Origin of the sequence: Persicobacter diffluens (assembly GCF_036244895.1) — a bacterium.
Taxonomy (GTDB): Bacteria; Bacteroidota; Bacteroidia; order Cytophagales; family Cyclobacteriaceae; genus Persicobacter; species Persicobacter diffluens.
On the sequence record NZ_BQKE01000005.1, the window covers coordinates 194,813 to 212,388 of the forward strand.

The following is a 17,576-nucleotide window of genomic DNA, read 5'->3' on the forward strand; positions in this document are numbered from 1 at the left end:
GCTAGGCGGGAAAAATGAAGGAATAGTTTCCTATTTCGAGTTTTTCCCAACGAAGCAGATGAATGAGGAGAAAGCAGGCTTATCCAAAAATTGAGCAATTAAAAAATCTGAAAAACCATAACAGCCTGACTACTCCTTCCTTATATTGAGCCGCTAAATTTAGTGGTGAACCATTCGACTTTAGATTCATGACCTCTCAAATGAATTTAATTAGAAAATCATGCATTCACCGACTGTTCAATATATGCTTTTGGACTCATCCCAAACTCCTTTTTAAAACAACGGGTAAAATACTTGGGGTCATTAAAGCCCACCGCATAAGCGGATTGTGCCACCGTCATTTTCTCAAAAATTAATAATTTAGCCCCATGTTTCATCCGGCAACTCCGAATAAATTCGTTCATTGACATATCCAACAAGGACTTCATTTTATTGTATAACCAGGTTCTACTCACTCCTAATTGATGGCAGAAATGATCAATATCCAGGTTAGGATTGTCAATTTCATCTTCAATAATATTTTTTATTTCCGATAAGAATTCCTGATCATTGGCACTCAAGCCATCCCCCAACTCCTGAATACCGGTCCATACATTGTTTTTAAACTGTTCAATAAGCTGCAGGCGTTTGGTCAAAATATTGCCCACCTTCAAAAATAATTCTTCCACCGGGAATGGCTTTACTAAATAATCTGAAGCACCCGCCTTCAAACCAGCAGTTTTATCTTTTGGGGCATCCTTGGCGGTAATTAAAATGATGGGTATATGCGAGGTACTGGTATCTTCCCGTAATCTCTTGCACAGTTCGATTCCTCCCATCTTGGGCATCATGATATCGGAAAGAATAATTTGAGGCTGTTCTTTTTTGACAAGTTCTAAAGCCTGCAGACCATTTTCCGCATAAATCGTATGATATTCCTCCTGCAATTGAGAGACCAAAAAATACCTCAGATCGGGGTTATCCTCCACCACCAACACTTTTGTTTTCAGCATTAAATCCGCCTTATCTGATTTTGCCGGCTGAATAAGGCTATCATAAGCCATATCGCCTTTTTCTTTGGCATGTAGATTTTTCGCCTTCTGTAATTTTAATGGAATAAATATGGAGAAAGTAGTTCCATGGTCTTCCGGAAAATCTTCTATTTTTTTACTTTCCACCGAAATGGTCCCTTTCACTAAATCCACCAGCTGCTTAACCAAAGATAAGCCAATACCAAAACCGGAAATATTGCCATGAGAGGCCAGGCGGTGAAAACGATCAAAAATTTTCTCTACCTCCTCCGGGCTAATGCCCGCGCCATTATCGGAGATCACAAATTCAATTCCACTGTCTTTACACTGACCGGAAAAAGTAATTTCTCCTCCCTGAGGCGTATATTTTATAGCATTATTTAATAAATTATACAGTATTTTATTAAAGACATTGACATCGTAATCCGATTCCAACCCTTGTAGGCCATTTTTACCCAACAAATGAATATTTTTTTGTAAGGCAAGATGACTGAAAGATTCTCTGATATTCTCAAAATGCTCGCCTATGTTGGTGGTTTGTTGATTAAGCTTCATCACCCCGCCATCAATGCGAGATAACTCCATGATTTGCTCCACCAACTCCAATAACATGCGCGCATTTCGCTCGATTAATCCAAGGGTATGCTGCTCATTTCTCGATAAATTTCTGGAATTCATCAGCCCCTCCAAAGGCCCTAAAATCAAGGACAATGGCGTCCGAAACTCATGCGAAACATTAGTGAAAAAGTCAGATTTCATTTGATCAATTTGCACCAACTGCTCGGATTGTACCTGAATTTTTTGATAGGCTCGGGCATTACTCATCGCAATGGATACATAAGAAGCTATATTTTCCAAAATGGATAAATGCGTTTCGGTATAGGCTTCACTTTTTTGACTGATGGCCACTAATACCCCCCTAACATTTCCCTTGGACCCAATAATAGGGACATAAATGCCTGATTTTGGGCCGTCAGCTTTGAAATACTTGCTGGCTGGCTTGCTAAGTAAAGATTTTGCCGAAGCAGCCAGGTCATTACTAAAAAGATTTTGATTATTTTTGACTACCCAACAGGACAAACGGTCATTACTTTCGATATCAATTTCATCTCTGGAAAAATCCTCCACTCCGGATTTGATCCCCCAAAGATCAATTTTTTGCGTTTTCTTATTCCATTCCCCAAGCATCAATTCATCCAGCTCCATGAGGTTACTGATGGAGGAAAAAATATTTTGAAAGATAAGGGTAAATTCCACATCAGCAGTAATGGCTTTGCCCATTTTACCCAGCAGCTCTAAATTTTTCTTTTGTAGTTCCAGTTCATTGGACTGATTTTGCAGCCTACTGTTTTGTTCCAACATTACGTTTTGCTGGCTAAGTAACTCTTCATTCAAGGCTTGTAGCGCCCTGGTCTTTTGCTCAACGGTTTGGGTAAGTAATTTTTTGCGAACATTTATCTGTCGGATATATAAAAATATAGCGGCAAGCGAGATCAAAAGTAAAGATATACTCAGGGAAGCTTTAAAAAGCATCGTCTGATACCAGGGAGGTAAAATATGGATTGCTAACATGCGCTGATGGGAAGACCAAACCCCCTCCGCATTAGAAGCCTGCACTTTAAGCTGGTATTCTCCGGGAACCAAAGAAGAATATTCAATCTGATGGGCACCATCACGAATCACATTCCATTCATCATCCAGCTGCTCCAGCTTATACCTGTATTGTACTTTATCCGGAAATTGATAATCCAAAGTACTGACCATCAACTTAATATTATTCAATTGATAAGGGAGTTCGATGGCCACCGTATGGTCGATATTTTGATTTAAAATTTCATAATCATGAATTTTCAACTTGGGAGAAATCACTTTTTGATTGACCTCTAAATCGGTGAAATGTACCTCTGGCTGACCAAAATCTGCTTTTATCTCTCGGGGATCAAATCGGGTAATACCCTTAAATCCACCAAAATACATCACCCCTTTGTCATCTTTGAAATAGGCACACTCATTAAACTCGTTGGCGGTAAGGCCATCCTTTTCAGAGAAATTGATAAACCGCCTGGATTTAAGATCGAAGCGGCTAATCCCATCATTAGTACTCATCCATAAATTGCCATAATCGTCTTCGAGTATGCCATGTATGATATTGGAAGGTAAGCCGTCTTTATAAAAGTAAGTATGCATTACCTCATAATTACTGTTGAGCTCAGTTAGCCCGAAGCGCGTACCCAACCAGATATTGCCCATAAAGTCCTGATGGATACTTCGAATTTCATTATGAGACAGGCCATTGTCTTCTTTAGTCAGCTGTCGAATCGAGTGATTATTGGGGCGATATATGTAGAGCCCTTTATTGGTGGTGCCAATCAAAATCTGGCCTAAATGATCCTCCTTAACCGTCATGATACCGCCAAAATGCAGGTCAATATCTTTAAAATCATCTTCCAGATTATAGAAAGCATTACTCCCTTTTTTCTGATAGATGAGACCACCACTAATGGTGGCAAAATATACAGTTTCATTTTTAGTGATGGCGATGTCCCGGAGTGACCAGGCATTAAACTGGGTAGAATCTCGGGGATCATGCTTTGCAAAATGCGTATACTGGTTAGTTTTCAAATCCAACGCACTGACTTTCCCACGAAAATATCCTACCCATAAACGCTCATTTTGAGGCTTTATGACACCAATAATGTTGGAGACTATATTTTGACTTTCTTCACCAAACTCGTAAATATCATTGAGCCCAAAATCCTCATCAAACCGATACAAACGCGAACGGGTACCCACGAATATTTCGTCCTGATATTTATGTATACCATATACTTCTGCATCAACTTTATCATTATACATAAAATATTGCTCATTAAAAGCTTCAAAAGGAGCCAAATGCGTATTGTACTTGATCACCCCTCGTTTAATAGTGCCAATCCATAAGATCCCCTCTTCATCAAAATACATGGTTTGTATATAGTTGGCCATGTATCCATGTTCCTTCGCATCCTTGGGATGATATTCTGTCAGCTGTCCCAACTTGGGGTCTATGGCGATCAATCCTGAATTAGGAGAAACACTCGATACCCATATTTGTCCACTTCCATCCTCAAGAATGTGCGTGGCGGCAGGGATGCCATATCCCTCCAGGTGGTTTTTGATCAATTGCCCCCTATAATCAAATTGATAGAGCCCATTATCCATAGCCACCCAAATTTCATTGGTGGACGAGACTAATATCTCATGAATACTGATTTGTCGTTCTGAAAGAGGAATATGATCCCCGGACAATAATCGTTTTGACTCGATCATTTCACCAGAAGGGCTTAGCTGGAATTTAAAGAGACCACTGTTTTTTGTCCCAACCCAATAGGTATTAAAAGGATCTTTATTGATAATGCGAATATGTGCCCCCATCAATTCATGCTCATAATGCCGGACTTCGTTGGTGGTGAGGTCAATAATATTTAAGCCCTTATCGGTACCGACCAATAATTGATTGAGGGTTTTATCATAAAAAAGAGAACTAATATAATTAGAAGTTAATCCTCCATTTTTAGCCCTTCCTTTTAAATATTGACGACATTTAAAATCTTTATCTACACGGTTGAGTCCATAGCGGGTTGCGATCCAAACATTTCCATCGGGAGTTTCGCAAGTCGTATATTTATTGTCCAAAACACTATTGGTCGGGCCGAGATCACTGGATAAGCTCGTGCTGTCGGCCGGATCAGCGACCAGATTAATGAAATAACAGTTATCCGGATCATAGACACTGATACCGCCCCCATCAAATCGAGCCCAAAGTCGATTATTAGCATCTACAAATAAGGAAGAAATCCAGGAATCCTGAATAGATTGGCTATTTCCTTGTTTTGGACGAAACACCTTAAATTCATAACCATCATACCGTACCAGGCCATCTTGCGTACCCAACCACATATAGCCGGAATGATCCTGGACAATAGCATTTACGGTAGAATGAGAAAGTCCGTCCTCCCGGTTTAGGGTGACAAATTTGGTTTTATCCGCAAGCGCGGTTTGGTGGAGCAGGGTTAACAAAAAAAGTAGGTAAAAAAATCTCATATCAAAAAGTTAAGGTGATTACCATCATCATGATATCATAATTTATAAAAAAATTGAATAAAAAATCCACCCCTAGGAGCTGGCAATGAACAAATTACCAGAATTTAAGCCGGGTATGGAATAATAATCCAATGCTTGAAATCATAAGTACACCCCGGATGCTGATCGTGCCGATAAAAAGAAGGCTTCCTATGTTTTCTGTTTTAAAAATCAACCCTTCCGGCTGTGGCCCCTACGATCGAAATACTGGTGGAAATGTCGGGAACAAATTCCGATAGGGACACACATCACCCATTCAAAAAGTATCAACCCCATTCAAATCCATTATATCGACTCGTCCTCCACCGGTTTGGTAGAGGACTAAGCCGAATGATGCCTGAGTAAGTTCTTCATTCAATGCAGAGCGGGAAAAATGAAGAAATAGTTCCTTCTTTCAATTATTTTCCCACCAGCAGATGAAGGAGGTGCAAACAAGCTTGCCCCAATATGGATTATTAAAAAAGTAAAAAAAGCAATATCAATGCACTGCCCAAAAATTATTGCCATTGGCCTAAAAGAGCGCGTTTAAAAGCTAAAATTCGCAGCGAAAATTTGATTATCGCAGAAGCGATAGCCGATTATTTTAAGAGAATAGCAGCGCTATTGCTGAGAAATTATCCAAAATCACTTCCAATAATTCGAATTTTCCGCCGGATGGTGCGCTTTTAAACATCCTCTAAGTCCGAAGGGGTAATTCTGCCAAAATCCTTAGAAATAAGGATACGCTAAAAAGCGGCTTTGACCTCATAAATCTGCTCTATTTCCCCAGCTTTCAGTCTAACTTTAGGTTGAAAATCCGCTGAATGCATATAGTCCAGCATACTTATTAATAACTGACGGGCCGTTATTCTTTCTGACTGCTTGTGCACCAAATCAATAGAGGTAACCAACAATTTCCCTTTCCCTACCTGCACCTCAAAAGCTAAACCCAAATTTCTGTTGGTGAACCAATCATCAATAACCCTTATTTCAGGTTGAAGGTCGGGATGTATCTTAGTCAGCGCCATTGCATCCGCATGCGTCAGGGCATCCCACCATTGATAATTACTATATTGCTCCGTCGGAAAGGCTTTTAACAAGGGATCTTGCGGATCCAACAATAAGCCCATGGTATGCGGAGGCTGACCCTCCGTCCACATTGTATTCCAAAAAATAGAAGAAAATCCCACTGCGATATCCCCACCAAATTGCGGTTTCACACTACCTTTAGGAAGCGTCAGCAATACTTTGCCCCCCCTGGTTAATGATTTAATGGTAGCGGCCTCCAGCTTCTGCACAACCTGAATGTCTTCATAAGTTGGAATTTCATTATCAGGATAAAGCCAGAGGTCCCACTGATTTTTAAATGTTCCTATGTTAAATTCAAAGATCAAATGTTCCGGCTGTCCGCTAAAATGTTTCAGTATTACCTCTCCCACATTGACATTACCCACGGGAAGGGTACAGGTCGGTAATTGCCCTTCCTTTATGACCTTTCCAGCCTGATTTTTTAGCACCCACCTTGGACGAACATCCTCCAGTACCTTTTCTCCAAAATGCGCCACCTCCAGCTTTACCTTTATGGGAGATCCCGATTTAAAAACGAACTGATCGAAGCGGGCCAAAGGAACGGTTTCCTGACAAAAACTGCGAAATTCTTCCGGACGGATATATCCTTTTTCTTCCCAAAAGGCATCTAGTACGCCCACCGGTGCGGTGCCCTGCCCTGAAAAGTCTGATAAACCCAATAATTGAAATCCTGCAAAACCCGGCGTGCGAAGGGCCGCCTCAATATCTGCCTTATAACACAATGCTTGTAACTTTCCAGAAGCCATCAGGAACTTTTCTGCCAATGAAGACAAGCCATTTGCGGCCAGGCTTTTTTGAAAAAGTTTATAGTTATTCGCCTGTAAATTCCCCTGGTATTTATCAATTTCCTTCAAATTTGGATAAGCACACCATTGACCAATTTCATGACTAACCACCGGTCGGTCATTCTCCAACAATTGGTGCCGCCAGTCATAATTACTATTGGGTTTTTGTTGATTAATAATACTTTTCAAACCCTCTCCCCAATGCTGAATTCTAGGCTCTTGAATATTATGAAAATCATTTTCTTCTTGTGCGGTCCATCCGGCGCCGGAGGTATAAAACCGTCGGTTATCCCGCGCTTTCCAATAATTAATAAAAGAGGCCAAATACGCTTCCTGGCCCTGCCCCATGGGTTCATTCCCATGCAGAAACAAACAAAAAGACGGATGATTCCCAAATTCCTCCACAATGGCCCTACTTTCCTTCATGATCCAGTCATCCACCGGATTTCCTTCCCCCAGCAAAGAAGCCGGAAAATCAGCGTGTGCCCAAACTCCGCACTCTATCTGCAGATAAAGCCCCAGGGCATCCGCTACATCAAAGGCCGCTTTAGGAGGACACCAGGAATGAAAACGGATATGATTCAAACCATGGGCTTTAATGGTACTGAATATACGTTTCCACTCCTGCTGGTCGGTGGGCGGATAGGCCGTTTTTGGAAAAATGGCGCAGTCCAGTGTGCCCCGTAAAAATAGCGGGCGATCATTAATCGTGAACCGGGTACCGGCAATACCCAGTTTTCGCATCCCGAAACCGGCCAGCTGAACATCCTCCTGCTCCCCGACCGAAAGCCTGCTTTCCAACTGATATAAATAGGGATCAAACTCATCCCATAACCGAATGTCATCGCCCATGGGCAGCTGTAACTGTAACGGATGGGATCCTTTCGGTAATATTATTTCTTTCGTCATTCGGGCAATTTCATTTTCCTTATCAGCAGAAAAAACCACTACCTCCAGCAAAGCGGTTTGCGATTGCTCCTGAAGGTTTTCTAAGCTTAGATCCAGCATTACGGATCTTTCCTCCACCATGGGCATAATTTTTTGATGCCTAATCCGGGCCGGGGCGCGCGCCTTAAGCTGCATTTTGCCAATCACCCCATGCCAATTGGTTTGAGTATGATCAGAAATACTATGGGCATTATGTCCCACATCCACCTCCTTTATGCGATTATCAATTCTCAATGATATCAAATGATTACCCTCCGACAAGCCTTCCGGCATTTGAAAAATCTGAGGCGTGCCTAAGCGGTTGCTTTGCCCCACAAACTGCCCATCCACCCATACGGAAGCCTCCCAATGCACACGCTCCAATAACAGCTCGAGCGGCAAGTCCCTCATCTGCCGGGTGATCACCACTTCTTTCTGATACCAACCCACCCCGGTATATTTTAATTTTGGACTTAACCAGAAAGGAAATAACCATTCTTGCTGAAGATACGGACTGAATTTTTCATCTTCCTCCCAGTCGGGAATGGCAAGTTTTCCCGTCCAGTCGGTGTTCGCATCCACGGGAAAGCCAATGCCATTATCCGCCAGGCTGCCTGGTAAATGCACCTCTTGCCCATTGGGAAGTCCATGGTACCAGCCGGAGGTAAGTCCCTGATCTGTGGAATCCATTTGGAAAGTCCAGTCGCCCGAGAGCTCCAAAACCTGGGCTTTTGTCGACAAGGGCCATCCACAATAAAAGAAAGGCAGTAGCAATAAAAATAAATAGGAAAAAGTAAGTCTCATCGTAATAAAAATTAATAGGTTATATCCAGTGTAGCAGATAAAAAGGAGATAGCAAACCTACCCAAATTGGGGCTATCAGAAATCTAGTAGATCCGGTCGTAACAAACTAACAAACAGCCTCTTTTGATAGATTCCAAAACCAGCGGTGAATAATTCGGGTTAAGCATCTACCTCAGGATCCTGCGCAGCCATCGCCTGTATCACCAGTACCCAATCCATGCCCAGGCTTCTGGAAGGGCTTCGAAAACGATCAAATTCCCGATAAGGGTGTACTTCGGGCGCATCCATACTTCCGGCTTTTTCATTCAGATATTGACCCTGCTGAGGATCAAACCACTTGAAGTGATAATCTCTACCCCCAAGCCAATCCAGCATTAATTCAAAATCCTGCTCAGCCGTTGGAACATAGATCAAAGCATAATCACCTTTCTCCGATCGGCATCCAATAATCTTATGGGCATCGTTGGGATTGATGGATCGTACAATGTCCGGATCAGGTATCCGGTCCGTGTATGGAAAAGCTAAAATTAAGTTTTTCAGGTGCTGAAGCTGCACTGCCCCCTCTGTATACAAACTATCCTGCCAATTTTGTCGCATGGGCCAAATTTGATTATGCCCATAACTGATCCCGGCTCCGCCCGCAAAAACGGACCGATAAGCCGCTTTTCGAATATCATAGGAAGAAAATCTACTCTCATCATTATTTTTCCAAATAGGATGATTTTCATAATTAGGTTCCGCATCCAGTACAGGTTTAACGGGCGTCTTTTGCCATCCCATCCAAGGCCAGAAATAAACGCTGTGATTATCTTGTCTCATATGGCTGGTTTGGATCATATTAAAGTCCAGCCATGGAGCATCATGAAATTGAACAGCCGTGGAAGATTCCCAACCAATATGATAACTCATCAGGGTATTGGACCATTGGGCTAGTCCATCATAATCAAAATTATCATCATAAGCATCACAAACTCCTTCCGCCACTGCCTTCCATAATGATGGCCTTACACCCTCAAAATCCTGCCCCAAGGCCCAAACCACGTTGCTACAGGCCTTAAACGCCTGACCCATAGTAAAGCCGTAAGCATAGGCCTGATCCTCTTCCTGAATACGGTTCAGATAAGTATCGAATTTCAAAGGTTGTCCAATGACTAAGCAAATATTAATATCATCATCTTTTGCCATTTGGGTGATTTTTAGGGCAGCATCCAAATAAGCCGGATCCGGCTGAAGTGGGTCCTTACCAAAAAAAGCACTGTCTCCACGATAATTCACCTTTGCCCAATTCATGGTATAGAAAACCTGGACTACATTCGACTTCCGAATACGAAAATACGCTGATAAATCCCGGGGGTCGGCTCCCGCAAAAAGTCTCCAGTGGGTGTCCGCCAACCAAAAAAATGGTGCTCCGTCTTTCTCAAAATAGTGGCCATTTGGGGAAAGCTTAAATGGTAATTCAATCGCCCGGGCTATATCATTTTGAGGTAATCGATCAGTCTGATGGCATGACAACATAAAAAAACAGGAAAGCCCTATATAAAATAAGGTGATCCTATACTTTATGCATTTACTAAACCTTAACGGAATCCCTATTCCATTATGATTACTGCTGGTATTGATTTTATGAGTATTCATATTGGATTCATTAATTTATAATTATAAAAAAAAAATCTTCTTGATATTCATTCACCTACTCTATAACCGGATTTGGCCGAGACCCCTCAATGCCACAATTAAGCCTGATGGCAGATATCTTGAACTATTTCCAAATAGTGAGCAATATGATGGCAAAATCCTGAATTTTCATAAGTGCGTTTACATTCTCCTTATTCCTCTGCTTCGTTCAGAAAAAACGAAATAGGAACTATAGCTTCATTTTTCCAGCTTGCAGCAAAAAAAGGAGTGAATAAGTTCATTTCGGGATAATAGCATCTGTTTTAGTTTTAGAGCATCTTTAAAAGCCCACCATCCGGCTACAAATTCGAATTATTGGAAGCGATTTTGGATCATTTCTCAACTACAGCGCTGCTAATCGTTCAAAATAATCGGATATCGCTTATGCAATAATCAATTTTCAACTGCGAATTTTGGCTTTTAAACACGCTCCTAAACCCTTGCAACAGCCCCCTTTAGCAGTTTAACTATTAGCAACTCACTGAACTACTGTAGGGTACAGGAACTAGCATATATGATTTTTTAATTTTAACATCGATATTTAATAATTATAATTAGTTATTTACATTTTATCACCATATACTTTTTAACGGAAATACCTCAATATTCTCAAAGGCTGAATTTCCCCCATGAGAAAAGGCAGTGATACTAGTGATGGCCGTCGAGGGATAGAAGGTATTGGTCATTGCTTTTTCTCCATTCTGTACAAAAAGTTCAACACTGGACCAATCCACAAGCAGATGTAATTTTAGGGGATATCTTTTGGGCCACTCCACGAAAGTGGGCTTACTGTAAAAGCCTTCCCTTGAGAAAAATGTACCAGCCTTACTTCTGTCGGTTATGATTTTTTGCTCACTGGCATTATACATCACCTGGAAAGTATCCCCCTGTACATTATGCAACCATAAGCCAAATTGTTGGGCATCACTCTCCATAATAGTAAGACTCAGCTCAAAGGCACCAGATAAGTCATTGGTAAAAAACTGTTGTTGGGGAGCAGGATGACCCAATCGGACATCAGCTACTGCTATAGCCTCCTCTCTAAGACTTTTCAGCGCTTCAATGGGATGGCTTTTTAACAAGTATTGGTTTGCTGCCTTTTCCAGACTGAGTCTCTTGGGTACGGTCATTGCCGATCGCCATCGCTCCGTTGGCGTATTTTGGGCATATTCCCAATTATTCATCCACCCAATGGTGAGTAACCGACCATCCTCCCGTGGGATATTATTCCAGCTAACTCCTGCATAATTATCTTTTCCATAGTCTACCCAAAGGGTATTTTGCTGATCGCTGGTAAACGTCCTTCCATCAAAGTCCCCCACAAAATATTTGGTAGCAGATCCTCCAAACGGTCCATATGCATTTACACTCACCAGCAGTACGTACTTATAGGTTTGGGTATTCCCTACGGGCATTTTTAATAAATCTGGGCATTCCCACACGCCATCGGCCTCCAATTTTGGCCCGTAAAAATCACTACAGTAATCCCAGTCAATTCCATTCCCGGAGTTCCAAATCGCAATATGATCACCCGCGGCTAAAAGCATTATCCATCGCTGAGTAGGGCTATGCCAAAAAACCTTTGGATCTCGAAAATCCTTTATCCCGGGATTAAATAGCACTGGATGCCCATGATTGTATTTTTCCCAGCTTAACCCGTCATCAAGAGAAAAGGCCATTGCCTGATTTTGAAAATCTAAGCGATGATCCTGTTCCCAATCCATTCGGTGTGCGGTATAATAGGCCAGAATAGGCACCTGATCATTCTGACCAAGACCGCTTGTATTTTGATGGTCTACCACCACTGATCCAGAAAAAATCATGCCTGCAGCATCAGGAGATAAAGCAGGGGCCTGGTGCTCCCAGTGTACTAAATCCCCGGAGGTGGCATGCCCCCAATGCATTGGCCCCCAAATGGTGCTATCGGGATTGTATTGATAAAAGAGGTGATAATTTCCTTTATGAAAAAATAAGCCATTGGGATCGTTCATCCAATTTGCTATCGGTGAAAAATGGAATTGGGGTCTGTATTGCTCCTGATAGGCTGGCTCAGAAGATGGTAATTGTGCATGACAAATTCCACTCAGGAGCGGACCACTTCCAAGAAAAAACAGCAATAAAAAAAAATTAAGCCGGTGGGAATAGCTCATAAAAATTTTTCTAGAAATACTCACAACAAAAAATATAATCCGAATTATTCTTCGATAGATTCAGCAAACCACCTTATAGGTTTATTTATCAACGCATTGAGATTGATTTCACTGATTTCCTCCTTGCCCAAATTTGGGTAAACTTGCTTGCGCCTCACGTCCCTGCATCGTTGGAGCAAAACGAAACAGGTAACTATTGCTCCCTTACCCTCCTGACAACTATAAGCGGATTTAAACATGAACAATCCGGGCAAATACAATCAGAAAAAGGCCCATTTATAAACGGGCCTCTTTCTACCGCCACCACTAAAGGGAAAGCGCTTTATTTCCACTATTTTTAAAGGTAAATGCTGCTTTTTGGAGTTCCGCTGCATTAGGCCCCACATATACTTCATATGCTCCATCTGCCCACTTGGTTTGGTGCTTTTGGTCGATGAAGCTTAGTTTATCAGCAGAAAGATTAAACTTCACCTCGCGCTGTTCGCCTGCCTCCAGTTTCACTTGCTGAAAATCTTTTAACAGTAACAATGGCTGGGTAACCTCGCAATATTTTCTTCTGATATAAAGCTGTACCGTTTCCACGCCTGCCCGAGAACCGGAATTCTTAACCGTTACAACCACTTGCAGGTCTTGCTCCCAACTCATTTGTGGCTGATCTACTTTTATGGAACCATATTCAAAATCAGTATAAGAAAGCCCATAGCCAAATGGATAAAGTGGCTTATTGGAAATGTCCCGATAAGTGGTGGAATATCTGTTCTCCGGATCTTCCGGCTCAAAATCGTGGCTCGTTTTACGGTAACTGTAAAAAATCGGGACTTGCCCTTCATGAGAAGGAAAAGTAACCGGAAGTCGACCCGAAGGGTTAAAGGCACCGGAAAGAATCTCTCCTACGGCCTCACCGCCAGTGGTGCCGGGCATCCAGGCTTGAAGTACCGCATCAGATTTTGCCGCAATTTCGGTCAGTATATAAGGTCTGCCTGAAACGATCACACTTACGGTCGGCTTGTTAAGCTCAGCAATGCGGTCCACCAGGGCTTCCTGTAGGCCCGGAAGGTGCAGGCTGGCCGTACCTCCGCCTTCTCCACTCATCCAATATTGTTCTCCAAGTACCAGCACTACCACTTCTGCGCGCTTGGCCACCTGAACAGCTTCGGCGATCATTTCAGCCCCTGCTTTTTCAAATTTGTCAATTTTACAACCGGCAGCAAATGTGATTTCACTTTTTGGATAGGCTTGTTTAATCCCCTCTAAAATGGACACCACATCTTTGGCTTCTCCTTTGCCGGACCACCAACCCATCAGGTCTTCCTGCACATTGGCGAAAGGACCAATCACGGCAATTTTTTTGGTGTCAGTGGATATGGGCAACACCTCCGACTCATTCTTAAGCAACACCATACTCTTTAATGCAATATCTTTGGTAAGCTTCCAATTTTCCTCCGAAAGGAGTTCCTGCTTTTCCTTTTCCGGATTCAGCCCGCGCATTGGTTGATCCAACAGGCCAATATCCTTTTTCAATCGTAATACGCGACCTACGGCCTGATCCAAATCCCTTTCTGCTATTTTGCCACTTCTCACCAGCTCCGGCAATAGGCTCACATATTTCTCCGCCACCATATCCATATCCACTCCGGCGGCCATAGCCATTTCCGTGGCGATGGTATCATTAGGTGCCACCCCAATCTTGACCAGGTTAGGAATCGTCTGCCAGTCGGTCATCACCAATCCATCGAATCCCATTTCTTCCCGAAGCACCTCCTGCAGTAAATATTGGTTAGCGGTAAGGGGCACTCCATCATAAGCCGTATAAGCACACATCACGCTTGATACTCCAGCATCAATAGCGGCCTGAAAAGGAGGCAAATGTACTTCTCTCAATGCCCTTTCGGAGAAATCATCAATATTATAATCCATACCCGCCAGGGAAGCACCATAGCCGGCAAAGTGTTTAACACAACTTAAAATATTTTCCTGATTGGCGCGCCCGGCCTCCTGAAAGCCCTCCACTCGAGCAGCAGCAACTAAACTACCCAAATAAGGATCTTCCCCGGCTGCTTCCAGAATTCGGCCCCATCGCGGATCGCGGGAGATGTCCACCATAGGCGCATAGGTCAAATGAATCCCTGCTGCAGCGGCTTCTCTTGCTGCCACCTGAGCAGAAGTTTTGATCGCTTCTAAATCCCAACTTGCTGCCTCCGCCAAGGGTATGGGCGCAATGGTTTTATAACCATGAATGACATCTTCCTGGAACAGGATGGGAATACCATTGACCGACTCTTCCACGGCAATTTTTTGCAATCGGCTATTATCCTTTACACCATTGGACTTGATGACGCTACCCACTAAACCCTTCCGGATCATTTCCAGGTGTTCGGCCGTAGGCTCACCTTCTATGGCGATCAGATTCAGCTGTCCTGCTTTTTCTTCCAGGGACATGTTCGAAATGATCGCTTCAATCTGGCCATCAGCGGGTTTTGAAGGTTTTAATCCCTGACTTTGACAGGCGCCCAGCAAAAGAGCACAGCAATAAAAAAATAGTTTTTTCATGAATTACTATATATTAAAAATGTCTACAATAGGTTAAACCTCAAATTAAGAATTGAATCTTTTTAAAGCTAATGATTTTTTATATATCGGAACAATCTTATATTGATTAACTTTCAACAGATTACCATTTAGCTTCCGATCAGGAAGATACTGTCCGTTAATATAGATGGGATCATTCTTTTGCAGGGGTAATATTTTATATATCAATTTCTCCTTTTCGGCAGAAAAATGGGACAGACTGATTTCATAGGAGCTTCCATTCCAAAAATTATCATGCACGAATTGCTCCCTGATAAATAGGCGAACAGTGGCCCCTTCATAATCTAATGTAATTCGGGTATCCACCTGATCGGGAGATGGCTTCTGGCAAACAGGACTTACCGCAATCACCGTCCCGAGGTCAAAAATACTATCCACCGGCATGGCCAAGCGAACATTATCGCCGACGAATCGCTGAGGGTATTGCAAGTGGGCGCCCTCCTGCAAGCGAATGGTGTCCAAACGCCAGGAGGCGGTTTGGAAGCCTACCTGAACAGAATCCATTTGGTCAGCAGACCATTGTACCAGCCACTCTTTTTCCCTGCTGCTTAACACCCGGACACTGTCCTGAGTGAAGGTCAATTGTTCTGCGCCACTGTACACCGCCTGATCGTCCTGAAAGTAAGTATTTTCCGCCACTGAGGGAGAAAGAATGGAGAGGGTGATGGTATTGCCCTCTTGATCTTTCAATCGAATGCGGGCGATGCCTTTTTCCGATGGTCTAATAAAGGCATATCCCTGTCGGTCTGAATCCATACTAGCATCCCCCTTAACCTCAGAAAGGGTACCGCTTTTGAAAGCAAGCAGGGGTTCGATACCTGAAATTTGCGTATAAACAAGATGTCGCCCCTGCTCCAAAGAAGCAATAGGTTGTAGGGTGGCGTATTTCAACAGATGCTTACCGACCGGCATATTGAAAGGAAAACAACCATAAACTCCTTCAGGGATTGTAATCGGTCTATCGGGCACCTCTAAGGTTTCCTGAGGCAAGTCAAGACTAAATTGCACCTGATCAAATTGATAAAGGGTATCATGCTTGATATGATTGTTAAAGAAAATAAAACCAGCGTTACCATCCGTTCTTACCGCATGCTGTAAAAGATCGGACTGAAAAGGATTTGCATTCAGCTGTTCCGGGATTACAGGTGACATAGGGGCCAAATCGGCACCGAAAAATTTAGCGAAATTTAACAGGGGCAAATAGTGATGGTAGGTATCGCGGCTTTGACCAAACTCCCCAATGGCCGCCTGCCAATCATGGCTGAAAACCGTGATATCATTATAGCCATCTTCCAGCGCTTCATGCAATCGGGTATTTTTCCCCATGGGGTTAGTTCCTCCATGGAACATAAATAAGCCCAAGCCATTACAACCATTACCCAATTCCACCAGGGCCACAGCGGCATTGTCTTTGGCGGTAATCAGCGGACGACGGTGAAATGCGGTATGCATGCCGGTGCCGGTCTCGCAGGTTAAAAAAGGATTATTAAGGTATTTATCATCAAATCGTTGTTGCAATCCCATATCGGTGCCAATGTCCCCATCGGGCCGGATTTCACTAAAACTAAAAGAAGCACAACGATAAAATTCCGGCGCTTCAGACCAAAAATAATCGACATAACCGCCGAAAGCGGGAATCACTTCCCCTTGGGTAAATTCCGCATTGGCCCATCCGGTGATGGTATATAGAGGGGCTTTCATGCCCAACTCCAAAGCAATGGCCTTTTCCGCATCAATAAGCTCCCGGCCTTTTCCCGGACCACTCTCCCAGTTTTCATTATCAAACTGAATGGCGAAAATAGGTCCACCGTCTTCCCAAAATAAACCCTCCAGTTGTTTGGCAATCTGGGCATACAATTTTTTCACCGGCTCCAGATACAGGGGGTGGGTAGAACGTAAAATTTTGCCCGGACACTGCGCCACTAACCAATCAGGGTGCCCGCCATAGCGAGCCTCCCCATGACACCAGGGGCCTATTCTCGCAAAAAACAACATATCATGCTTTTGGCACAGCTGTACGAAACGCCGCAGATCCTTATTGCCACTCCAATCCCATTGTCCGGCAATTTCTTCATGATGATTCCAAAAGATATAGGAGGAAATAGCAGTAAGCCCACTGGCTTTCATTTTTAATATCTCTTCCTCCCAACGATCAGCCTCATAACGTGAAAAATGAAATTCCCCATAGGTAGGCAACCAAGCCTTTCCATTTAACTCCAAATATTGATTATTGACACGAATATTTCCTCTGGAAGGAGAATCCCCTTCCATTTTTTCAAAATAATTCAGGGGTTGGCTTTTATAATTGCTGAGGTCATAATAGTAAGCTGCTTTTGGGGGATTTTCCATCTGCACATTACGCGAGGGTCGGCAGCCAACTGATGCCCAAAAAACAAGAATAAAGGGTATGAAATGTTTCATAATTGAAAAAATGAAAGGGGAAAATT

General features: G+C 42.9%; 6 protein-coding genes. All 6 read right to left on the bottom strand.

The genetic code is table 11. The annotated features are described in order from the left end of the window. Positions 1-218 precede the first annotated feature (218 nt). Complete coding sequence (locus AAA970_RS24125) at positions 219-5,093, bottom strand: two-component regulator propeller domain-containing protein (protein WP_338239456.1); 4,875 nt, start codon at positions 5,091-5,093, stop codon at positions 219-221. A gap of 764 nt (positions 5,094-5,857) precedes the next feature. Next, the gene (locus tag AAA970_RS24130) at positions 5,858-8,716 is read right to left on the bottom strand and encodes a glycoside hydrolase family 2 TIM barrel-domain containing protein (protein WP_338239457.1); all 2,859 of its coding nucleotides are present in this window, start codon (positions 8,714-8,716) and stop codon (positions 5,858-5,860) included. A 159-nt stretch (positions 8,717-8,875) separates the two neighbouring features. Continuing rightward, positions 8,876-10,351, bottom strand: coding sequence for a glycoside hydrolase family 140 protein (locus tag AAA970_RS24135; protein WP_338239458.1), 1,476 nt, complete (start codon positions 10,349-10,351; stop codon positions 8,876-8,878). A gap of 611 nt (positions 10,352-10,962) precedes the next feature. Then, entirely contained in the window at positions 10,963-12,540 is a 1,578-nt protein-coding gene (locus tag AAA970_RS24140) for a glycoside hydrolase family 32 protein (protein ID WP_338239460.1), read from the bottom strand. A 306-nt stretch (positions 12,541-12,846) separates the two neighbouring features. Next, complete coding sequence (gene bglX, locus AAA970_RS24145) at positions 12,847-15,090, bottom strand: beta-glucosidase BglX (RefSeq protein WP_338239461.1); 2,244 nt, start codon at positions 15,088-15,090, stop codon at positions 12,847-12,849. 45 nt (positions 15,091-15,135) lie between these two features. Next, positions 15,136-17,550 (bottom strand): beta-galactosidase, encoded by a 2,415-nt coding sequence (locus tag AAA970_RS24150; protein WP_338239462.1) that lies wholly within the window; start codon positions 17,548-17,550, stop codon positions 15,136-15,138. Positions 17,551-17,576 lie beyond the last annotated feature (26 nt).